Origin of the sequence: Anabaena sp. 54, assembly GCF_017355725.1 — a bacterium.
GTDB classification, from domain to species: domain Bacteria; phylum Cyanobacteriota; class Cyanobacteriia; order Cyanobacteriales; family Nostocaceae; genus Dolichospermum; species Dolichospermum heterosporum.
Genome location: NZ_JAAVWA010000007.1, coordinates 38,884 through 62,100, shown reverse-complemented (window position 1 = coordinate 62,100; position 23,217 = coordinate 38,884). Strand labels below are relative to the sequence as shown.

20 protein-coding genes are annotated in these 23,217 nt (G+C 38.5%); 11 read left to right on the top strand and 9 right to left on the bottom strand.

The genetic code is table 11. The features are described 5' to 3' along the window. Positions 1–23: 23 nt before the first annotated feature. On the bottom strand, positions 24–911 hold the full coding sequence (locus tag HEQ36_RS09990) for an IS982 family transposase (protein ID WP_053540817.1): 888 nt from the start codon (positions 909–911) through the stop codon (positions 24–26). Positions 912–1,253: 342 nt separating this feature from the next. On the opposite strand from HEQ36_RS09990, the gene HEQ36_RS09985 reads away from it, so the two are divergent. The 4 genes from HEQ36_RS09985 to HEQ36_RS09970 all read left to right on the top strand — a co-directional run bounded on the left by HEQ36_RS09985 (position 1,254) and on the right by HEQ36_RS09970 (position 5,786). Continuing rightward, entirely contained in the window at positions 1,254–1,439 is a 186-nt protein-coding gene (locus HEQ36_RS09985; protein ID WP_290707543.1) for a hypothetical protein, read from the top strand. Positions 1,440–2,190: 751 nt separating this feature from the next. Beyond that, positions 2,191–2,313 (top strand): hypothetical protein, encoded by a 123-nt coding sequence (locus tag HEQ36_RS09980; RefSeq protein WP_267902207.1) that lies wholly within the window; start codon positions 2,191–2,193, stop codon positions 2,311–2,313. Further along, on the top strand, positions 2,314–3,591 hold the full coding sequence (gene purD / locus HEQ36_RS09975; RefSeq protein ID WP_168636951.1) for a phosphoribosylamine--glycine ligase: 1,278 nt from the start codon (positions 2,314–2,316) through the stop codon (positions 3,589–3,591). A 182-nt stretch (positions 3,592–3,773) separates the two neighbouring features. Beyond that, positions 3,774–5,786, top strand: coding sequence for a cation:proton antiporter (locus HEQ36_RS09970; protein WP_168636952.1), 2,013 nt, complete (start codon positions 3,774–3,776; stop codon positions 5,784–5,786). A 374-nt stretch (positions 5,787–6,160) separates the two neighbouring features. Here HEQ36_RS09970 and HEQ36_RS09965 read toward each other — a convergent pair whose 3' ends face one another. Both HEQ36_RS09965 and HEQ36_RS09960 read right to left on the bottom strand, forming a co-directional pair. After that, positions 6,161–6,940: an RDD family protein gene (locus HEQ36_RS09965; protein ID WP_168636953.1), complete on the bottom strand. Its 780-nt coding sequence runs from the start codon at positions 6,938–6,940 to the stop codon at positions 6,161–6,163. A gap of 20 nt (positions 6,941–6,960) precedes the next feature. Further along, on the bottom strand, positions 6,961–7,812 hold the full coding sequence (locus HEQ36_RS09960; RefSeq protein WP_168636954.1) for a DUF975 family protein: 852 nt from the start codon (positions 7,810–7,812) through the stop codon (positions 6,961–6,963). A 79-nt stretch (positions 7,813–7,891) separates the two neighbouring features. Here HEQ36_RS09960 and HEQ36_RS09955 point away from each other — a divergent pair, with 79 nt between their 5' ends. Further along, entirely contained in the window at positions 7,892–8,848 is a 957-nt protein-coding gene (locus tag HEQ36_RS09955) for a stage II sporulation protein M (protein ID WP_168636955.1), read from the top strand. 100 nt (positions 8,849–8,948) lie between these two features. Here the strand turns inward: HEQ36_RS09955 and HEQ36_RS09950 are convergent, their stop codons facing one another. The 5 genes from HEQ36_RS09950 to HEQ36_RS09930 all read right to left on the bottom strand — a co-directional run bounded on the left by HEQ36_RS09950 (position 8,949) and on the right by HEQ36_RS09930 (position 13,829). After that, on the bottom strand, positions 8,949–10,268 hold the full coding sequence (locus tag HEQ36_RS09950; protein WP_168636956.1) for a DUF58 domain-containing protein: 1,320 nt from the start codon (positions 10,266–10,268) through the stop codon (positions 8,949–8,951). 79 nt (positions 10,269–10,347) lie between these two features. Then, on the bottom strand, positions 10,348–10,545 hold the full coding sequence (locus HEQ36_RS09945; RefSeq protein WP_053539440.1) for a hypothetical protein: 198 nt from the start codon (positions 10,543–10,545) through the stop codon (positions 10,348–10,350). A 315-nt stretch (positions 10,546–10,860) separates the two neighbouring features. After that, a complete protein-coding gene (locus tag HEQ36_RS09940) occupies positions 10,861–11,814 on the bottom strand; it encodes a MoxR family ATPase (protein WP_168636957.1) in 954 nt (317 codons plus the stop codon). 150 nt (positions 11,815–11,964) lie between these two features. Beyond that, complete coding sequence (locus tag HEQ36_RS09935; RefSeq protein ID WP_168636958.1) at positions 11,965–13,044, bottom strand: DUF4350 domain-containing protein; 1,080 nt, start codon at positions 13,042–13,044, stop codon at positions 11,965–11,967. A 158-nt stretch (positions 13,045–13,202) separates the two neighbouring features. Continuing rightward, entirely contained in the window at positions 13,203–13,829 is a 627-nt protein-coding gene (locus HEQ36_RS09930) for a DUF4129 domain-containing protein (RefSeq protein WP_053539443.1), read from the bottom strand. Between the two features lie 159 nt (positions 13,830–13,988). Between HEQ36_RS09930 and HEQ36_RS09925 the strand changes: the two genes are divergently transcribed. From HEQ36_RS09925 to HEQ36_RS09905, 5 genes are all read left to right on the top strand, one after another. Continuing rightward, positions 13,989–14,447 carry an NADAR domain-containing protein gene (locus HEQ36_RS09925; protein ID WP_053539444.1) on the top strand — a complete coding sequence of 153 codons (459 nt, stop codon included), beginning with the start codon at positions 13,989–13,991 and terminating at the stop codon, positions 14,445–14,447. Positions 14,448–14,740: 293 nt separating this feature from the next. Beyond that, a complete protein-coding gene (locus HEQ36_RS09920) occupies positions 14,741–14,866 on the top strand; it encodes a hypothetical protein (RefSeq protein WP_256366891.1) in 126 nt (41 codons plus the stop codon). A 263-nt stretch (positions 14,867–15,129) separates the two neighbouring features. After that, the gene (locus HEQ36_RS09915) at positions 15,130–16,851 is read left to right on the top strand and encodes an IS1634 family transposase (protein ID WP_053538855.1); all 1,722 of its coding nucleotides are present in this window, start codon (positions 15,130–15,132) and stop codon (positions 16,849–16,851) included. A 427-nt stretch (positions 16,852–17,278) separates the two neighbouring features. Beyond that, positions 17,279–18,046: a hypothetical protein gene (locus HEQ36_RS09910; RefSeq protein WP_053539445.1), complete on the top strand. Its 768-nt coding sequence runs from the start codon at positions 17,279–17,281 to the stop codon at positions 18,044–18,046. Positions 18,047–18,446: 400 nt separating this feature from the next. Continuing rightward, positions 18,447–20,849, top strand: coding sequence for a ComEC/Rec2 family competence protein (locus tag HEQ36_RS09905; protein ID WP_168636959.1), 2,403 nt, complete (start codon positions 18,447–18,449; stop codon positions 20,847–20,849). 434 nt (positions 20,850–21,283) lie between these two features. Here HEQ36_RS09905 and HEQ36_RS09900 read toward each other — a convergent pair whose 3' ends face one another. Beyond that, entirely contained in the window at positions 21,284–21,757 is a 474-nt protein-coding gene (locus tag HEQ36_RS09900) for a TspO/MBR family protein (RefSeq protein WP_027401510.1), read from the bottom strand. A 156-nt stretch (positions 21,758–21,913) separates the two neighbouring features. On the opposite strand from HEQ36_RS09900, the gene HEQ36_RS09895 reads away from it, so the two are divergent. Then, positions 21,914–23,191: a glycosyltransferase gene (locus HEQ36_RS09895; RefSeq protein ID WP_168636960.1), complete on the top strand. Its 1,278-nt coding sequence runs from the start codon at positions 21,914–21,916 to the stop codon at positions 23,189–23,191. Positions 23,192–23,217 lie beyond the last annotated feature (26 nt).

Genomic DNA, 23,217 nt, shown 5'->3' with positions numbered 1-23,217 from the left:
TAATATTGATATTTAATTGGTAATTAAGCTAATAAAACTGGTAAGGTTTCAATTTCATTTTCATCAAATCTTAAAGAAGGTTTTTTAGGTTGCCAAGTATAAGCTATTATTGCAGCAACAACATTAACCATGAAATTAGTAACACTTCGATGTCGAGAATGAGCAAGTTGTGAAATATTTTTGAGTTGGTCATTAACAGTTTCAATTAAAGAGCGTTTTCGGAGCATTAATTTCTCCTCCAGGGACAAGAGCTTATTCCGCATATTTTTCTTGAAAGGAGTGATTAATTTGAGTCCATTAGACCAAAGTTCAAGCCAGAGTTTTTGAGAAATATATCCTTTGTCTCCAAATATTTTCCCAAATAAGTTCTTAGTCAAAGTGGGAACAGGTTTTCGGTCATCTGTATTTCCAGGAGTAATTTGAAACGCAAGTAACTCTCCTTGATCATTAATAATCAAATGAAGTTTAAACCCAAAATACCAACAAATAGAACTTTTCCCCCAGCCAGCTAAATCTTTAAAGACCTTATTTGTCTTGGCTCTTTTAGAATGACAAATGGGAATAGAGGTACTATCAATAAAACTTATACCTGTATTGAGTCCTTTTCGTGTATTCAGATAATACATCAAGGGAATTAAAGCATTTGGCATTAATTCAACAAATCTTTGATAACTCACTAAATTGGGAAATTCACCTTGGCAATATTTGAAGATATGTTTCAGGTAATAATCTTTAAAATTGCGGTAACTAGAGCGATGAAAATACACAATTATTGTCATAATTTCACTTAGACATAATCGGCTGGGTCTAATTCTTTTTTTTATTTGGGATGGGATAAGTTGAGCTTGAAACATTGGCTCAAAATAGGTACAAAAATCATCAATTTCACAGAAAATAGTTTCTAATTCCATGAGTTATAATCATTAATTTTCTTTAATTAAACCTCTTCTATTGTCCCTAATCTGAGGTACTTTGAGTTTGTATTCAAATAGTATTCGTAATATAAATTTAGATTTTGTTATGAAAATTTACTTAAATCTAGGCTGGTTTCCTATTAATTCTCAATAATTAAGGCTTATTGAGAATATAGGCTCTTTCCAGAAAAGCCTCTAACCCTTTTGAATACTCATTTTTAGCTGGTTTTCTTACATCGAACTCAGGTTCATAACATCAGGAAGTGCTGTATAGCACCAGACAGGGTAGTTAGGACGTTCCGGCGGCTATAAACCTCATCCATTTTGAAACCTGAAGTAATGCGAGCATCTTGCTCGCTACTTAACAGCAGGGAGCAAGATGCTCCCACTACTTTCAATAACTATGGTTTTCATCTTAGACGGGGTTTAGCTATAATTATTACCAGAAATAGCGATTTTTTCACCAAATACCGTAATGTCATTGTCATTGCAATATGCTATACTCAACACGCCTTAATAATTTGATTTTGTGGGTAGGGGTAAAGCAAAAGCTTAATGGTGTCAACTTAACGCAAAATCTTCATCCCGCAAGGAACTCAAGTTCCTTGCTAATAGCGAAAGTCATCTTTTAGATGACTAAATACTAGGAAAATTCATTAGTCCGTTTTAACGGACTTGAGCTATGAGACAGGGAATTTATTCCCTGGCGGGTGTGGAAGCCAAACAAATAAGCCATCTGTAACCCAAGTTGACACCAATGAGTAGTGCTAAACCCCTACCATATATCGAAGTTAAAGTGATTCATATTGACTTCATATCACTAAAATTAATAACGTTGAAAGGTTACTAATCACTTATTTGTCAATTTGTCAATAGTAAATTTTTACTATCGCTCAAATTAGATCATTTCTGAGCAAATTTATGGCTAAAATTTTTGTAAAGTTTTGTATTAGCCTGGGAAATTAATTTCTGAAACTACTGTCAATAAAGGGTTTGAGACTAACATCTTCTGAAAGATCCAAAATTGACAATAGTAAGCCAATTATGAAATTCTCTGAAATTATAGCAAATCGCTGAAAGTATAGCAACCTCGTTGATAAATAGAAAAGATTCTCAATTAATTATTAAGAAAATCTAAAGGCAAATTGCTAAAAGTTATAAATATCAAAAGTATTATTGATTTTCTATAATTTAAGCTTATCACAACATATCTAATAAATAGCATCTAGGATAAAACTAAGAGCATATTATTAGATTATGATTGTGCGATCGCAAAGTGCTGCTGCAAGCAGTTCGCTCTTTTGGCACACAAACCCTAAATCTAGCCAGATTACCAGCTTGGACAAGTGAAGATGGTATCATATATTCTCGTGTTGCTGGATTACGCGCGAGGAAATAAGTGAAAGTTTTAGTTATCGGGAATGGGGGACGGGAACACGCTCTAGCGTGGAAATTGCTGCAATCTGATCAAATCGAGCAAGTGGTCTGTGTACCAGGTAATGGTGGTACTGCAACTATGCCCGGTTGTAAAAACTTGCCCTTAGCAGTGGATGATTTTGCTGGTATTAGCGAATATGCGGTAAATAATGATATTCCTCTAGTAATTGTTGGACCAGAAGTACCTTTAGCTCAGGGAATTACTGATTATTTGCAAAATCAAGGCTTAATGGTATTTGGTCCAAATAAGGAAGGGGCGCAAATAGAAGCAAGTAAAGCCTGGGCTAAAGCCTTAATGGCAGAAGCCGGAGTTCCCACAGCTAAATCTGCGGTATTTACAGAAGCAGTCCCAGCAAAAGCTTACATTCAATCCGCAGGTGCGCCCATTGTGATTAAAGCCGATGGTTTAGCGGCTGGAAAGGGGGTAACAGTTGCCGAAACTATTGCCCAAGCTGAAGCAGCAATTGAGGCAATTTTTCAAGGACAATTTGGATCTGCTGGTAGTTCCGTTGTCATTGAAGAATGTTTAGTCGGGCAAGAAGTATCTATTTTAGCTCTCACCGATGGTTTAACCATTCGTCCATTATTACCTGCTCAAGATCATAAGCGTGTTGGTGAAGGTGATACAGGAGACAATACCGGGGGCATGGGTGCTTATGCTCCCGCCCCAATAGCCACACCGCAGTTAATGGCACGGGTACAAACAGAAGTATTAGAAAGAACTATTCACGCCTTACAGGCTAGGGGCATTGACTACCGAGGCATTTTGTATGCGGGGTTAATGATTTCACCAGATGGGGATTTTCGGGTTTTAGAATTTAACTGTCGCTTTGGTGATCCAGAAACCCAAGTGATTTTACCAATGCTAGAAACACCTTTGGAAGATTTAATTTTGGCTTGTATAGAACAGCGGTTAGGAAATATGCCGCCGATTGCTTGGAAACAAGGGGCAGCGGCGACGGTGGTGGCTGCTTCTGGTGGTTATCCGGGAGAGTATATTAAGGGTAAGGTAATTACTGGTTTTGCCGCAGCCCAGACCGTAGGGGCGACGGTTTTTCACGCGGGGACAAGGTTAAATGCCGTCCAGGAAGTTGTGACAGATGGCGGTAGGGTGTTAAATGTCACTGGTTTGGGTGAGGATTTTCAAGCAGCTTTAGCTCAAGCCTATGCAGGTATAAAGAGCATTCAATTTGATGAAATGTATTATCGCCGAGATATTGGTTATCGGGTTTTAGGCTGATTTTTGGGTACTTGAATTAGATTTTTTGCTCTCGCAGAGGCGCAGAGGCGCAGAGGAATCTTAAATAAATCCTCCCCCCCTGCCCCCCTGCTATATTTTCTTGTATCGCAGCCCTCCCCGCAAATTGCTAAAAGTTTGTATGCTGAATCTATATGGTTGTTTATAGTTCTTAATTAAAACTGGTGCAAGAAGATTTTCGTTTAATTATTGATTTAGTTTTGGTGTTTGCTGTTGCAGCTTGCGGTGGACTATTAGCTGCGCTGTTAAAACAACCTGTTTTGCTGGGATATATCATTGGTGGGATGGTTGTTGGTCCTTCTGGACTGCGACTGATTAAGGAACTTATCCAAGTGGAAACCTTGGCTCAGTTTGGGGTGGCGTTTTTGTTGTTTGCTTTGGGTGTGGAGTTTTCCTTAACGGAACTTAGGAAAGTTAAAGCGATCGCTCTCGGAGGTGGTACTTTACAAATTATCCTCACTATTCTCATCACTGTTTTGGTCTGCGGTGTCACTGGCGCTTGGGGAACTTTACCCGCTAAAGGTGTATTTTTGGGTTCGATTTTGTCTCTGTCTTCCACTGCGGTGGTTCTCAAGTGCTTAATGGAACGCAATGAGACGGAAACACCTCACGGTCAGGTGATGCTGGGGATGTTGGTTGTCCAGGATTTAGCACTGGGACTAATGTTAGCTGTCTTACCAGCCCTCCATGCACCAGGAGAGGTGATTGGCATTGCTGTGCTGATGGCATTGCTAAAGATTGGTTTATTTGCCGCTGGTGCGGTTGTAGCGGGGATTTGGTTAATTCCTCCCTTACTCAGATTATTAGCCAGAACGGAAAGTAAGGAGTTATTTTTATTAGGTATTGTCACCATCTGTTTAGGAATTGCCATATTCACAGAATACTTGGGGTTATCTATTGAAATGGGGGCATTTGTCGCTGGATTGATGATTTCTGAGGTGGAATATGCTGATGAAACTTTGACTATTGTTGAACCATTGCGGGATATATTTGCTAGTTTATTTTTTGCTGCCATTGGGATGTTGATTGATCCGGTATTTTTGTGGCAAAATCTAGAATTGATTCTCGGATTGGTGGCTTTGGTTTTTGTGGGTAAGTTTTTAATTATTACTCCTTTAGTAAGCCTGTTTCGCTATCCTTTAAAAACATCTTTAATTGTGGGGTTGGGATTAGCACAAATTGGGGAATTTTCTTTTGTTCTGGCTAGTGAAGGTCAAGCTTTAGGTTTGGTGTCTCGGCGGATATATTTACTAATTTTAGGAACTACTGCCGTTACTTTAATGTTGACCCCTTTTGTCTTGCGATTAGTGCCATTTTTATTTGATTTTGCTGAATCTATGCCTTGGCTAAAACCATATTTGGTGGATGACCAAGCTCGTGATTTTTCGGAAGATTTGCCACAGAAAAATCATATCGTAGTTTGTGGTTATGGACGACTGGGTAAAAATTTGGTAAAGTTGTTACAGCAATATCAATTATCTGTGGTGGTAATTGACCAATCAGAAAGTCGGATTCAACAGTTAAGGGAAGCAGGAATTGCCTATGTTTATGGTAATGCGGTGAGTCTTCATGTCTTAGAAACCGCTGGTGTCAGTCATGCTCAAGGAATGGCGATCGCTCTCCCAGATCCTGCTAGTATTCGACTATGCTTAAAAAGATCTTTGGAAGTATGTCCAGAATTAGATACAGTTGTCCGTGCTACCCAAGATAAAAATATTGAGCTTCTTTATCAATTGGGGGCAAAGGAAGTTGTCCAACCAGAATTTGAAGCTAGTTTGGAAATGGTAAATCATCTCTTAATTACTGTGGGTTTGTTACCAGAAGTGGTACAAGAGAAAATGCAACAAATTCGCCAAGATCATTATTTGGATTTACGCCCTGAAAGTTCTGCTGCTGAAGTTTCTCAATATTTACAAAAAGTCACCCGTGATCTAAATCGTCGTTGGTATGACTTACCAGCAGATTCACCTTTAATTGGCATGACTTTAGAAGAAGTGAATATGCGTTATTTAACTGGGGTGAGTTTAATGGCTATTTGTCGGGTTGATGGAGAAGAAATTGATTATCCCAATAGTCAAACTACACTCCTTCTAGGCGATCGCCTATTAGTGGTAGGATCAGCAGAAGAATTAACAGCTTTAATCCAATTTGCTGAAGGTAAAATCACCATTAAGTAGCAATACTTGTCGGTTAAGGGAACACCAAAAAATAAATTACCCAATTTTGTGGGATGGGCATCCTGCCTGTCCTTGATCATTAGCAGGCTTTTCGTCCCGCACCACAAGAAATTTTTGGGTATTTTTTTAATTGGAAGTCCCAAGGAAATGTAGGTTGGGTTGAGCGATAGCGAAACCCAACAAAATCCATGATAATATTGGGTTATGGCTGATGCTTCCGGCTCCCGCAGGGATACGCCACACTAAGGCTAAAGCCCCCCGTCAGGAATACATTTACGTTCCACAACCCAACCTACCATATAAGGGCTAGGCAGAGGAATGGAGGTTAGGTTTCTGGAGATGATCGGTTGCATCTAATACTTTTCAAACAACCTCTAAAATTCAGGGTTTTGATAGGCGAGATAAACAGCTTCTAAAAATACATCTGAAGCAATATTTCCTGGCAGAATTTCTAAATTAATAATAGATTGAACCTGTTGGGTGAGTTTTAAAGAAAGTGCTGTCCGGGCTTTTGTGGACATTCCACCGCGTCGGCGTAAATATTCTCGAATAATGGCAAAATCATCTGGTAATAAAAGTGATAAATCGGCTATTTCTCGTAATTGAATATGGAAAGATTTAGCTGTTTCAGAAATAGCTAAATTTGATGATTTCACAACTGTTTCTGCCTGAATTACAATTGTCCCAGCAGCTAAATCACCAAGACGCTTTTCTCGATTACTAAAAGTAATTAAAAAAGCACCAATAAATAAGGATTCATCAAGAGGACGGAGTAAGGCTCGTAATGCTGATTGTTGTAAACCCACAGGTCTACCATCATCGCGCACAACACGAATTTTAGCAATCCTTTTACCGGGTGTTTGTCCGTGCCAAAGAGTTTCAAAAAGGACGAAATAACCTGTGTAAATAAAGAAAAAACTTAATAGAGATATGGCTATCAACCACAAACCAAAATTAGAGCCAAAAATACTAACTCCCAAATCAGTAATTTGCTGAAAAATAAACGACCATATTAACGCCAATATTACTAAAGTAAAAGCTAAAATTAGGTAGTCAATCATTAGTGCTAAAGCCCGACTACCAATTCCAGCCAGGGTAAATTCTATTTCTACACTTTCAGGTGTAGTGAATTTAATGCGATTAAAAAGGTGCATTATATTATATTTGAATTTAATTAAATATCGTGATCACGTAATTGTAAACCCAACCCTTCTCGCCGACTTCTAAGGTCATAATAAATAACGGCTTTAACTGTTTGCCAAAAAGGTGTAATTAATGCTAAACCAGCAAAAGTCAGCCCAAGAATTAACAGGGAAAAAATCATTGAAAAACCAGCATTTCCCTCTTTTAGTAAAGGTGTGAAAATCAACTGAACAATACTAGTGATGATTTGAATAATAAGTTGGATGGGAATGGTTATTAAACTACCAATTAGGGAGATTAACACTATTCTGCCGATATTTCCTTTGGTTAATTCCCAGCTACGATTAATCGTTGAACTACCGTTAACATCATCCTCAATAGCTAGGGAAACATCTACTAAATAAAATCTAGTTCCTATCCATACAATTCCTGTAAAAATGATTATTATTTCTACCAAAGTTATTAAAATGATAATAGCTATATTAGCTGGATTTGCATCCTGTAATCCTCCTAGTAATTCTGTTGATATACCTATTAGTAAACCACCAATAAGTATAGATCCAAATGTAATTCCTAGAGTAATGACGAGCATGAGGATAATGTTGACAAAAAATTCCCATAAGCGGGAATTGACAAACCGCTCACCGGATGAGACGCTTTCTGGTTGGTTAACTAATTCGCCAAAAGCTAATCGAGAAATCAGGGCTGAAAGGGCATAAAATTTCACCCAACCGTAAATAGGAACTAGTAACCAAGCATAAGCTTTAAGGGCTATGAGAAAATATTTTTTGAGATGGGAACGGTATAATCGTATTCCCGCACTGACAACACTACCTAAACTCAATGGTTGTATGGAGCTAGAAGAACCAAAATTTCCAGACATGGTGTTAATTTTTTCCTAAGATACGGTGCTTACTTTGAAGTTATTTTAAGCTAATCTGTACTAAGTATTTAGAAATTTTATGAATATTCAACGTTGGATAGGAAGACGCGAGGCTAATTGGCAGCGTTTAGATGCTTTGTTGAAGAAGGTAGAACAAAAACGCTTAAAGTCCCTGCGTTCGGCAGAAATTAGGGAACTGGCGAGTTTATATCGTTCTGTAGCAGCGGATTTAGCTAGGGCGCGGACTCAGCAAGTTGGTAAAACTTTAATTCAAAGTTTACAATCATTGACAACTCGCGCCTATACACAGATATACCAGGGTTCGCGGCGACAGGAATGGCAAGCAGCGAAAGAATTTTACCTGTGGGGATTTCCTCAAGTGGTGCAGCAAACGTTGCTATACATTGCCATAGCCACCGCTATGTTCATTTTAGGAGGCTTAATTGCTTGGTGGTATGCTTGGCAAGATCCGAGTTTTATGTCTTTGGTAGTACCGGAAAGGTTGATTTCTCTGGTGCGAGATAAGGGTGAATTATGGATGGGTTCGATTGTGGGGATTGAACCATTAGCTTCTAGTAATATTATGATGAATAATATTTCTGTGTCTTTTGGGGCTGTAGCTGGGGGAATTACGGCGGGTTTATATACGATTTATTTATTAGTATTCAATGGTTTGTTAATGGGCGCTATTGGTGCTTTAGTTGCTCAAAATAATCTGGCTTACCCGTTTTGGGCGTTTGTATTTCCTCATGGTGCTTTGGAATTACCTGCGATATTTTTTGCAGGAGGTTCAGGTTTGTTGCTGGCAAGGGCAATTTTATTTCCTGGTAAATATCGTCGTCTGGATGCTTTGAAGTTTTATGGTTCTTTGGCTGTACAATTGGTTTTTGGGATTGTGCCGATGTTGATTGTTGCTGGTTTAATTGAGGGTTTTTTCTCTCCTAATCCGATGATTCCAGATCCAATTAAATATTTGTTTGGGATGGGTTTGTTTGTGGTTTTGGTGCGGTATTGTAGTCGGAAGAAGAAAATATGAATGTCTCACGCAAAGGCGCGAAGGAAGAAATTGTATTGTTTTACCAATGACTCCTGGGCGCAGGCCCTGCGCCCCTACCTCCATTAATTCCCGCAATATTTCACAGTTGATTTCTGGCTTTAAGTTGTAAATATTTATCAACTAATTGTTCGGAAATTTGATTTGCTGGTGCGTCAAGAACTAATACTCCTTTTTGTTTTAATTGGGCAAATGCTAGTTGTCTTTGTGCTAATAAATCTAAAGCAACTGCGCGAATATAGGATTGTGTGGCATCTTCAGTAAATGTATGTGCTAAATTATCAACTTGAGGATCTCGCAGGGTGACGCAAAATGGTAAATAACGGGGTGCGAGTCTGGTGAGGGCTAGGAGAAGTTCGGAGGAAGCGGTGATATCAACTAAGTCGGTAATGATGACTATTAAAGCCCTGCGGGTTTGTTGTTTGACGACGTGGGTAACTGCACCTAAATAATCAGATTCTATTAATTCTGGTTGAATGGGGGTGAGTTTATCAATGAGTTGATTGAGGTGATGTTGTCCTCGTTCCGGGGGTATCCACGTATGTATTTTGTTGTCAAATACACCAACACCAACGCGATCGCCTCTGTGCAATCCTGCTAATGCTAGGGACAATGTGGTGTTTAAACCCCAATCAAATCGTTGCAAACCTTGGACTTTGGCTGTCATCAATCTGCCACGATCTAGTAATATCAATAATGTTTGTTCTTGTTCTGGTTCTAAAACTCTAACGAGGGGTCCTGTATTACCGTAGGCACGTCTAGCAGTGGCTTTCCAATCAATAAAGCGTAAATCGTCACCGCTGCGGTAGTTTCGCAATTCTGCAAATTCTGTGCCTATACCCATTTGCCGAGTTTTGCGGATAGAACCTGATGATTGTAATGTCAGACGAATAGAGAGCGATCGCAATCCCACTAAATCAGGATATACTTTTACCTGTGTACTGTGGGGAATTTGCCAATCATGCCACACTAACCCCCACATTCCCAACTGTCGGACTTGGATATTTCCCCAAGAAAACTCTCCTCGTTGATTTGGGTAAACTGTGTAAGTTAATTCCTGGCTTTGATTAGCATTAATATTAGCTGTAACTGTGGTTGTAGAAACAGTAAATTCTTGTGGGTAATAATCGTGGATTTCAATAACTGCATCAATTTTCCCAGCTTTTACTTTTAAAATAACTGAATTATCTCTACCAATAGATAAACGTGATGGTAATTCGCGGGTAATTTCTACGCGGGTTGCTTTCATTCTCCAACCATCAATTACCATGAAGGTGAAAACCGTAAGATCAAATAAACAAGTTATGATTATGGTTTGATAAATTCCCAGAATCATAGATAAAATTGGGGAGATAAATATTCCCACAATTAATAAAAAATAAACTTTTTTGGATGGAATCATATTATCAAGGATGAATTTATGAATACTGACTTATGCGGTCAATTTTGTGACTAATTGCAACTAGACTATTAGGGAAATTTCAAAATGTTCCCTTAAATGCTGCATAACTCAGAGCCATAATAATTGGCAGAATAATAGAGATAGAAATAATCAGTCCGGTTTTGCCAAAATGAATTTTTTGCCCATCTGATTTCAAGAAGATAATTACAGATGCAGTTGCCATTAAAAGCCAAATTATTGCAAAGAGAATAAAGATAATAAATGCTGAATCATTCATGGTTTTTATTAACTATCCTTGTCTCTTTAGAGACTTCCAAATAAAAAAATGTCCCAAAACTGATGCAACAATTCTCTCTCTGTGTACTCTGTGCCTCTGTGGTTCGTTTCTTGGGATAATTTATTTCTTGGAAGTCTCTTAGGGAACGTAATTCTTGTGATGAGAGTCGTTTTCAACATGAGATTATCAATGAATTAAGTAGGTGAACACAATAAAACCAAACTGTGTAAAGAAATGTAAAATCGCCTAAACCCTCTTCACTCTTGCCTCTTGCCTTTTGCCTTGCCATAACGACAATTTTCAACGCCAACCTACTTATCTAGGAACTGGAACTTGATTAATTACTGCTGCAACTACTGCATCAATTTGTAAACCATCTAGCATTGCTTCCGGTTTCAATAATAAACGATGACGCAATAAGGGTGAAGCCACTGATTTTACATCATCTGGAGTGACAAAATTCCTTCCCGATAACCAAGCTGCGGCTTGAGAAGTTTGCAACCAAGCACCCGCAGCGCGAGGAGATGCACCTAAAGCTAAATCAGGATATTGACGGGATTTTCTCACAATTTCTAATAAATAATCAACTATTGTTTCTGATACTTGAACTTGTTTTACAGCTTGTCTAGCTTGCAAAATATCAATTACTGTAGTGACAGGTTTTAAGTTAGCAATATCTGTACGTTTTGCAGTAAACCCAGACTGACGATTTAATAACATTTGTTTTTCGGCTGATTGTTCTGGATAATCTACAATTAACTTAAACAAAAACCGATCTAATTGTGCTTCTGGTAAAGGATAAGTTCCTTCAAATTCTAAAGGGTTTTGGGTAGCAATTACCCAAAATAAATCAGGTAATGGTAAACTTTCACCGTCGAGGGTAACTTGCATTTCTTCCATTGCTTCCAAAAGTGCAGCTTGGGTTTTTGGAGGAGTGCGGTTAATTTCATCGGCTAAAAGTATTTCTGTAAAAACGGGACCTTTTTTTAATGTGAAATCGCGGGTATTTAAGTCAAAAATATTTGTCCCTGTAATATCTGACGGGAGAACATCTGGAGTTAGTTGAATACGACGAAAATCAGATTGGATTAATTGTGCCAATACTTTAACTAACAATGTTTTTCCTGTGCCAGGAACTCCTTCTAAAATAATATGTCCACCTGCTAATAAAGCAATTAATGTCTGTTTAATCAAAGCGGGTTGTCCAACAACTATTTGATTAATTGCTTTTCCCAGGTTAATTAAAATCGAATTATTAGTTTCACTCATATTTATCAATCACTCACAAAAAAAAGGAATAAAAAAAGATTTCGAGAAATATCATATTCATCAAAAGACCTATACCAAATTTATCTAAAGCTGCACAGAATCATAATCATCCGTATTTATCTGCGTTTATTTGCGTTCATCTGCGTTTAATTATTTTCGCAAATTACGCCATTTCTCTAACCAGCTTATCAGTTCTCGTTCACTTATTCGGCGTTTTTGTGATTGTAGTTGTAATACTGCATTAAGTTTTTCTGTATTATTCCCTGTTTGTTCTTCCCAGATTTTTAGTAAAACCTGATTGTCTACAGGAATTTGACTCAAACCCAAAGCTTTTTGCAGTTGTATTTGTTCTTCTTTCCCCAACATTTCCACGACAAAATCGGTAGATTCTGCTTTGTGGAGAACTCCCGCTAAAGCTTGAATATAAGCCTGACTATTATTTATGACGGGTGTTTCTAAGTTTACTGGGTTACCAAAGCGGCGATTTTCTGCCCAAATTAATGCCAATAATAGGACAATTAGCTGGATAAAGGCTGGTAATAGGGGAGTTTTGGCGAAGTAATTGAATATACTATCTTCTCCTACTTTTTTCTGAATATCTTTGTCTTTATAGCCATGTATATATTCGTCTACAAATACTTTTTGACTATTTTTAGTGACTAAATCTGCTAATAATTTAAAATTACTGTCATTCTCTTGATAGGCATTAGCAGCTAAATATGGTGTTGTTACTAAAATTACTTTGCCTTTACCGGATTTTTTCTGCCAAATTATTGCTCCAAATTCGTCTCCTAATATGACTTGTTCTGCTTTTGAAGTATGATATCGGCGACGGGTATCAATCTTGATGTTTCCGAAGGGTGATTGCTGCTGTGTACTAAATACTGCTGCTGTTACTGGTTGTTTAATTCCTAAAATTACGAGGTTATTCCCTTTTTTTACCCATTCTTCTGGTTCTGAATATATTTCTATTTCTTGAAGGGCGCTATTAACTTGTAATAAAGTAATAGGGTTTTTTGTTGTTGGTAAATCACTAAATGGTTTTTGCCAACGTTGAATACTGATATTTTGATCTTGCATAAAGGCATACCACGCACCATAGCCATCAGGGCCGCGATTATAAGTAGAACCACTAGTTATTTGGGTGTTGGGGGCTGCTATAGTGGTAAGTAAAATAATCACGGCTAAGACTATCGCACCTAACCAAGCAACGCGCTGATTGCGTTTCATGATTTATCTGAATTAGGAATTTCCAAGAAAAAAATTATCCCAATAAATGAACAAAAGAACCACAGAGGCACAGAGAACACAGAGAGAGAAGAAATAGAGAGAGTTTTTGCGTTAGTTTTGGGACATATTTTTATTTGGAAGTCCCTTAAAAGAAACTTTTACTCCTGACTCCTGACTAATGATTCCTGGATTTTTCTATAAGCTTGCCAACACTGTTGATAATTTTCTGCTAAAATCTCATGCTGACTAAAGCACAGTTGTTCATGGGTGGTGATTAATGTTTGATATGGTTGGAGGAGGGTGACGGAGGATTTGAGTAATTGCAAATATTCTCCGTCCGTGCGGCTGGGTTGTTGGCGAGCGATCGCTTGTTCATGTAATTGTTGTAACATTGCTAAATAAATACAACGACAGGCTTCTCTATAATTATACTGCCGTTGAAATTCCTGAGCTTGGCTTAATAACAGGGTAATGGATGTTTCTCTGGAATTAGCTTTGGTTTTAGAACCCCTAGCATTACTCACCGCCTTCAGCCAAGTATAGATATAAGGATTAAATTCCTGCCATAAGCGCCAACCTACCCATAGCAAGAATAAACCCAATCCTGACCAAAATAGGATTGTTAGTAATTCATTTAACCAAGGACTGATTGACCAGCCAGGAGGCAACTCTGGTAAGGTGGTTTCAAATCTGGAAAATTGGTATTCTACCCATTCTCCTACCTGCTGTTGGAATAAGGAAAACTGCCACACCCAATTTGTTTGTTCAAAAGCATCTGTAGTCATAAAACAGAATGGCTTAACCTATTATTTATTTACATCATTACTGATTTTGCTAATGTTATAGCGGTATGTACTTGAATGAAGTCCAAAAATTAAGTCAAAAGCCTTACAGCACTCCTCCTGACTGGGCGCAGTCCCTGCACCCCTACCTCCTCCAATAGCATGACTATTTACTTTTATAAGGTTTCCCAGCCATACGGGTGTTTTTCTAATTTTTCTCCTCACGGGATTGATGTCGAAGGTACTTATTGGCCAACTGTTGAGCATTATTATCAAGGACAAAAGTTTGTTGGTAGTCCAGATGCCCCGATTATACCTTTAATCCACGCTGCTCCTACCCCTGAAGAAGCTGCTGCTTTAGGACGTTGTCCCTCTCGTTGTCTCCGTCCAGATTGGGAATTGGTGAAAACTCAGGTGATGCGAAGGGCAGTATTCAAGAAATTTATCACTCATCCTGATATTAGGGAAATATTATTAATCACAGGTGATGAAATGCTCATAGAAAATTCGCCTACAGACTGTTTCTGGGGCTGTGGTGCAAATCATACAGGAGAAAATCACCTCGGTAAAATCCTCATGAGTGTACGGGCAGAAATACGGTTACAGTTATTAGAAATATGAAAAATTTTATACTGCTTGTCTATTAAAATACTGTTTAGCTTAAACAGTAGAAGCCTCTCACCTACCCGATAGGAAGGCGATGAGGAATGAACACTTTCTTGATTTTTTTTCAAATATTTGATATAATTTTCAAGGGTAGGTGTAACTCAATTAAATGCTGAAAAGCAGCCTATCAAAAAAGTTAAAAATTATCTCAAAAAGTCCCTAGGGCATAGGGCTTTAAAGCTCGGTTAATGTCTTCATAGAGGAGTCGCCGAGAAGCCCACACTCACCTGAAAGGGAGTGTGTGGAGTATGTCACGAGAAAAGCAAAAGGCACTGGTCTTTTACAATCAAGCTTTACCTTTAATGCGGGCTGTGGGCGATCCCTATGGAGAAGTTACCATTCTTGATAATATTCGTGCATTAGGAGGGTTTTAAGGTATTTTAGGGTGCATGAGGGTGAAATCTGTTTTGTTTCAAAACTTAAAAAATCCTGAGTAATTACTCAATTGCATCAAAATAAAATTACTGCTAAAAGTAGCGTGTAATTCCCAAAAATATAGGTTTTCATCAAACTTATGTTTTTTATTTAGTAACTCCCGGTTCGCCCATTTTTTAGGGAGTTAGGAAAAATGTGCAGATAAAAGTATAATCAGAGACAGGTTATACAAAATAAGCTAAGTAAGTATATGTTCGACGTTATGGCAACTGAATCCATAATTACAAACGAACGAGTAGATGACATACCCGTACTACTCACACAGATAGAACGGATGGGTGTACAAAAGCTAATAGATAAAAACTTCCCCACCCATGGAAATTGGCGAGGACAAAGCTTGGGGAATGTAGCAGTGATCTGGTTAACACATATCTTATCGCAAGCAGACCACCGTTTAAATCAAGTTCAAGCCTGGGCTGGTAAACGGTTAGAAACATTGAAAAAATTGATTGGTGAAAGCTTAAACGAACTTGACCTAACCGATGACCGATTAGAAGCAGTATTGCGTTACCTTAACTGTGACGAGAACTGGTATGCGTTTGAGGAAGAACTGGGAAGTAATTTGTTGCAAGTGTATGATATCAAACCAGAACGGGTAAGACTGGATAGTACAACAGCTTCAAGTTATTGCGGGGTGAATACTGAAGGGCTATTTCAATGGGGTCATAGCAAAGACCATCGTCCAGATTTGGCACAAGTCAAAATCATGCTATCAACATTAGACCCATTAGGAATGCCAATAGCAACAGAAATATTATCGGGAGAAAAAGCAGATGACCCTTTATATATCCCCGCAATTGAGAGAGTCCGTTCGACGCTAAAACAGCCAGGATTACTGTATATTGGGGACTGTAAAATGGCATCAATGGGGACAAGAATCCATATTGTATCAGGGGGAGATTTTTATCTATGTCCTTTAAATGCCAAGCAAACACCGACAGAAAAATTAAGAGAATATCTGCAACCAGTTTGGGATGAAAAACAAGAATTGACAACTATCAATTATGATTATGCAGATGGAAAAACGAGAGAGATTGCTGAAGGATTTGAACTAAAATTGCTCCAAAAAGAAAAGATTAACGAGCAAGAAATATCTTGGGAAGAGCGACAATTAGTAGTCCGTTCTTATGCCATTGCCCAGACAGAGGAAAAATATCTACGTGAACGCATACAGAAAACCGTTCATGCTCTTGAACAACTAAAAATCCCCAAACGCGGCAAGAAAAAGCTGACATCATTTCCAGAGTGGGAGTTATCTGTAGCTGAGATTCTCAAGCGTTATCGGACTGGGGGATTATTTGAAATTGATATTCAAACTCAGCGAGTTGAAAAAGTTAAAAGACAATATGGCGAACGTCAATCTCAAATAATAGAAGAAGTTTCCTTTAATTTAGATTTTAAAATTAATGAAGACGCGGTAAAACAACAAGTTCAACTGTTAGGCTGGCGAGTTTATGTCACTAATGAAACTGAAGCTAACCTGAGTTTGAAACAAGCAGTTCGTGCTTATAGAGATGAGTATTTGACAGAACGAGGATTTGCTCGACTTAAAGGCTTTCCTCTTTCTTTAACTCCAATTTATTTACAACGTGAAGACCATATTACTGGTTTGATCCGACTACTTTCAATTGGTTTGCGAGTTTTGACTCTTTTAGAGTTTCAGGTTCGTCGCCATCTTGACAAAAATCAAGAAAAATTGGCTGGACTTTATGCTGGTAATCCTCAGCGTAAAACGGCACGTCCTACTGCTGAAATGCTTCTTGTTGCATTTAAAGAAATCACATTGATATTAATTGAGGTTAACAATGAAGTCTACACTCATTTAACTACTCTTTCCCCTTTACAGCAGCGTATTCTTGTTTTACTTGGGTTTCCCCCTACTATTTATACTCAGCTTAGTGGTCAATCTTTTACTCCTGAGTAGAATTCTTCTAACTCTCGCAAAAATGGGCGAACCGGGAGTAGTAAAGTTTAATTGCAAAAATGTCCCATCGAATTTAAAGCTGTTATCTTAATAGTTGAAGCAGGTATAGCTTCCCTGGCAGATACGACAGCTAGAGAGAAAGAAGAAAGAAACCACAAATGAGAGGTAAAAGCGCTGTTTAATTTACATCTGTCTCGTCAACAAACAACAACACCCAACGCGAAAGCTGATATTTCCTCAAATGAATGAAAATCAGGGGGCGCTGTGACTGGTTTCCATCCCTTGTTGATCAAGTTGATGAAAGGTAGTACATCCCTGGCTAGAGTTAACAAAAAGAGGGATTCAACAAGCTAGTAGATGTCTGGGTGTTGTTGTTTGTAATTTTGTACTAGAATTAAATAGAAAGAGATATTGAAAATAGCGCCTTATGTCAATTATTGCGCTCAGAGCGTGGTATCTACCGGATTATGAACCGATTGCAGAACTGGAAAAACGTCCTCCAGATATTCGGCTGAGTAAAAAAAGCTTATTAAAATCAGGATTGCGAGCAGACTTTTTAGAGGATAGCGACGCAGTAAAAACATCAACTTGGTTTGGGCGATATTTAGAAGGAGAAAATATTGAGTTTTATATTGAAGGCAGCGGTGGATATTCTGTAGCTAACATTGACTTGATTAGTCATGAAATTTATTTTACTAAACAGGCTGTATTAGCCCAATTAGATCCGACAATATATTTCTGTTATCAAACCGAATATGGGACAGCTAATGATCTCCTCAGAGAAGAATTGCTTACCACTTTAAAAAGTATAAATGAAAAATCGCATTTTCCCCTAACTTTAGTAGAATCACCTCGTCCAAAAAATGCTTGTTTGCGTTTAAATCGCGCCAGCATGAGAAAAATCCGTAAGAGTTTATTATTTATTGCTGATACCACTGCCATAACTAGCATTGACAGTCAGGAAACAAATCAACTAATTCCCAGTCCTCATGTCTGTGTCGAAATGGGTTATGCTATTCACAGTAAACGGACTGAACAAATTTTGCTGGTGCAAATGCAACGTCCAGACTTGGTAGGGCAGTTTCCTTTTGATTTACCTACCCAGCAGGTTTTACAATTTCAAAATGGTACGGAACTCAAGCAAATGCTGACAGGAATGATTGAAAACCAATTGGCTAAATTCAAATTATTTTAAATACAGCAAATTGCAGATTAATGAGGTACAGAATCTAAATTCTACCCCGGACAGCAAGCGGGTTTTACTCTTAATTCCTGATTGGGCGCAGGCCCTGCGCCCCTACCTCCTGAATTCTGCTGTAAGTCCTAGTAGTCTGTGAAGCCGAAAATGACGGGTGAAGGCAAGCAGGGGGAGAAGAGAGGCAGGGGGGGTAGGGGGGGTAGGGGAGGTAGGGGAGGTAGGGGGGGTAGGGGAGGTAGGGGAGGTAGGGGAGAAGAGAGGCAGGGGAGGGAAGAACAGAGGTTTTTTCCGATCATTCCCGTCAAAATAAATTTGACAGATGAATTATATCTTTCCCAAGCAGATTAAATATTTATGCGGTATTCTCTGAACTGGGTGCTTTGGCAATTAAATTCTTATGATGCAGACGAGTGGAATAATTATCTGTCTTAGTTATATTTTGGGCTTGCTGTTTACGGCTATTCCTTGGGGTGGTGTGTGGATTTTATTATTGGGTGTGGTTGGGGCGGTTTTCTTTCGCCGCATATATGCTAATCTGCGGAAGTTTGCTCTGAAAAGAGAAGGTGCTGTTGGCAAAGATAAGGCGGTTGCTAATAACTGGACGGGTATTCCTCATCCGAGAATATGGTTAATTGCTGGTGTGGTGGGTTTGTTGGCTACTGTTTATTGGCAATTGCGTGTTCCTCAACCGGGAATTGAGGATATTAGTCAGTTTGCGGCTGGGGATAATAGTAATCTTGAACAATTAGTGATTGTACGGGGGTTGGTGGATAGTAATCCCCGCGTAACTCGTAATCAACGGGGACAATTTTGGTTAGCAGCGACTCAGTTAGATGAGGTGAAAAATGATAGCGTTCGCGGAGCGTCCCGGAGGGAACTAGTGCCGCTGCAAGAGGGTCAGGAGGGAGGGGGGATTCCCAAGGGTGTGACGGGTAGGCTATATGTGACTGTGCCGATATTGCAATCTACTGGGTTATATCCTGGACAACAAATTGCGGTGACTGGATTTTTGTATAAACCAACTGCGGCTTCTAATCCTGGTGGGTTTGATTTTCAGAAATATCTGCGGCAGGAGGGGACTTTTGCGGGTTTAATTGGTAGGCAGATTAATATTTTGGATGATGAACATCCTTGGGGATGGTGGCAGGTTCGTGAGAAGATTGGGCGATCGCAATCTCGTTTATTAGGTGTTCCTGAAGGTCCCCTTGTTAGTGCAATGGTCTTAGGTAGTAAAGCTGTTGATTTACCCTATGATATCCGGGATTTATTCGTAAAAGCAGGTTTAGCCCATGCTTTAGCCGCATCTGGGTTTCAAACTTCTCTGATTTTGGGTGTAGTTTTACAGCTAACAAGACGTACAAATAAAGCCACACAAATTACTCTTGGTAGCTTGGGATTAATTACTTTTCTGTTTTTATCAGGTTTTCAACCCGCAGTATTAAGAGCCGTAATTATGGGTTTTGCCGCTTTGTTGGGTTTGGCTTTAGAAAGAAATGTGAAGCAATTGGGATCTTTATTAATAGCCGCAACATTATTATTGTTGTTTAATCCTCTCTGGATTTGGGATTTAGGTTTTCAATTGAGTTTTTTAGCGACTTTGGGATTAATTGTCAGTGCATCTGCAATCACTCAACGTTTAGATTGGCTACCACCTGCGATCGCTTCTTTAATTTCTGTACCTTTAGCAGCCACAATTTGGACTTTACCCCGACTGCTAGAGTTTTCTAGTGTCATTCCCGTTTATAGTGTGCCTCTAAATATTTTGACGACACCATTTATTTCTATCATTAGTATTGGGGGCATGATTAGCGGTTTGGTGAGTTTGATTTCCCCAGATTTAGGTGGCACTTTAGCCAGTTTTTTATATTATCCAACCCATTTATTAATTCAAATGGTGGAATTTTTTGTTAAGTTGCCAGGTAGTTTGGTAGCAGTTGGGAGTATATCAATTTTGCAAATGCTCACTATTTATATCTTAATTATTTTAGCTTGCTTAGTCCGATGGTGGCAAGAACGTTGGTGGTTTGTAGGTTTCATAGCAGTTGGTTTGGTACTTGTTCCCATTTGGCATTCTGCTAATAATTTGGTGAGAATTACTTTGTTAGATACTAGAACTGAACCTGTTTTAGTAATTCAAGATCGGGGAAATATTGCCGTAATTAATAGTGGAAATGAAGGCACAGGTAGATTTACAATTTTGCCATTTTTGAGACAGCAAGGTTTAAATCAGATTAATTGGGCGATCGCTAGTAAGTTTACAGGTTATACTAATGATGCTTGGTTGGAAATTATGCAAAGTCTACCAATTAAAAATTTGTATGAATATGCTCCTAAGTTGGAGGAAAATATTGCAACTCAATTACTACAACAGGAACTCCAAAAACAGCAAGGAATTTATCAAAGTTTAGGAGTTGGACAACCTATAAATACTCCCACAATGACAGCACAATTAATTAATGACCAAGTACCGATTTTAAAGTTACAAATTTTTGGTCAAAGTTGGTTATTAGTAGGGAATATTAAATCTCAACAAATTAAAGAATTAATTAAAAGTGGTGATTTGTCTTCTCCCCAGGTGTTGTGGAGTCCATCAGAATCTTTGCAAGATTTAGTTTTAGCACTCAAACCACAAATAGCTATCTCTCCTGCTAATAATCTAGATAGGAAAATATTATCTTCTTTGAGTAAAGGACAAACAAAACTTTTCTTTACTGGTAAAGATGGTGCGATTCAATGGACACCTAATGGGGATTTTCAAACTTTCATTCAGACAACAGAAAATAAATCTTCTGTTTTGTAGGACAGAGAGACAAAGTAAGAAGGAGATGACAGCAGGTAGCAGGATAAAAACAGGGATTTTATCACCAATATAGCGGTTATCGGTCGGATGCAATAAAATATAGGGCGCAGTCCCTGCGCCCCTACAGTTGCTAATAGTCAAAGTTTACTAAAGTAAACTATAGATTTATGGGGATTTTTAGTCATCAACAGACAACTTTTGCTATTAGACTGGGAATATGGCTAACGCCACGCTACGCTATCATTCCCAGGCGGGCTAGTACCGTAGGGCGGAAGTCAAAAGTCAAAACGAAGACAGTATAGGCTTTTTAACGATTTAGAATGGTTTATTATGTACTCAAGAGCCAAAATTATTTACGGAAATGGAAGCACCCAAGCAAGTTGAGAAAGTTCAAAGAGAGAAATTAAAAAACCCCCAAAGAGGGAGTTCTCTAATTAAGCATCTTGCGGATTAAGACGACTCATTTGCCATGTGGTGTATGTACCTATAGGACTCCAAATTAAATAAGGTAATAATAGTAATGCTGCCCAAAGCGATACAGATAAGACTGCAAGGGTGATTAATATACAAATTAGTAGACCTGTACCACCAATGATTGTACCAGCGATAAGACTGCGAAGACGGATCATTATGGGGCTATAGGCTATGGTAAATATCTCTAGAAGTAGGTACAAACCCATCATTAAGCGAGTTATATCGGTATTTGGGCTGTGTTCCCAAATAATATAAGCTGACCAAGCACCACAGATAAAAATTATAGTCCAAATCAGAGGAATTGCTGATTCAAAGGTTAACCATTTAGGTCTTTGTAAATGCCGAAACCATTGACTCTGGTTGGGTGTAATCCAGTTACCAGCGAAGCCTACGAAGAATGCTATAGTGCCAATAATCATCCAAGATTTAATCATAATTGCTTTGGTGCTGACTTTGGTGAAAGTCTGACGCAATAATATTACATTAATAAGGTATTTTAAACATAGATCCAAATCTACTACAGTGATCTGTATTGAATTATGGGGCAGTTTTCTGGTATATATCATTATAAATAACCAGAAAATACGATTATGACTCATTATGGCTTAATGTGTCCTGCATCTACCGGACACTGGAACACAATACTACCTTTGGGAAAAGAATTACAACAGCGTGGACATCGTGTTACCTTAATTGGTATTCCTGATGCCCAACCCAAGGCACAAGCAGCCGGTTTAGAATTTCGAGTTATTGGTGAATCGGAATGTCCCCTGGGTTCAACGGAAGCATCTATGGCTAAGTTAGGAGAGTTAAGCGGACAAGAAGCACTAAAATATACTGTTACTCTGTTTAGAGATATTACTAATATTACGCTCAGGGATGCCCCAACAGCTATTAAAGACGCAGGTATAGAAGCACTATTAATAGATCAAACTATGTCACAAGGAGGGACTATTGCAGATGTTTCTGGTCTTCCCTTTATTACTATTTGTAGTGCTGTAGTTTTAAATCGAGAGCCAAGTGTTCCCCCTTTCATGACAAATTGGTCTTATAGCCCAGCTTGGTGGGCAAAACTGCGTAACAAATTAGGTTATAAATTATTAAATCGGGCTACTCAACCTATCACAGAACTAATAGAAAGCTATCGTCGAGAGAAAAATTTACCTGCATACTCTAGCCCAAATCAACGCTATTCTCAATTAGCTCAAATCAGTCAACAACCTGCGGAATTAGAATTTCCTCGGCAAAATTTACCTGATTGGTTTCATTTTACAGGACCATATCATAGTGCAACTGGTAGGGAAGTTGCTGATTTTCCTTTTGATAAATTAACAGGACAACCTTTAATTTATGCTTCTATGGGAACTTTACAAAATCGGTTATTACCAGTTTTCCAAAAAATTGCCGAGGCTTGTCAAGAGTTGGATGCACAATTAGTAATCTCTTTGGGTGGTTCGGCTAATCCTGAAGTTCTGCAAGGAATAGTAGGAAATCCTTTAGTAGTTCGTTATGCACCGCAATTAAAATTATTAGAAAAAGCAGATTTAACTATTACTCATGCAGGATTAAATACTACATTGGAATGTTTAACAAATGGTGTACCAATGGTAGCCATTCCTGTTGCTAATGATCAACCAGCAGTAGCTTCCCGAATAGTTTGGTCAGGATGTGGGGAAACTGTACCTGTGAAGAAAGTTAATGTTGATAATTTACGGACTGCTATTAAAAAAGTGTTGACGGAAAATAGTTACCGCAAGAATGCTTTGCGGTTACAAGCAGCAATTAAAAAAGCCGGGGGAGTAAAGCAAGCGATTGATATTGTTGAACAAGCTGTCTCTACTGGTAAGCCTGTTTTAGCTCAGAAATAACTGTTTTTCAAAAATAACAATAGACA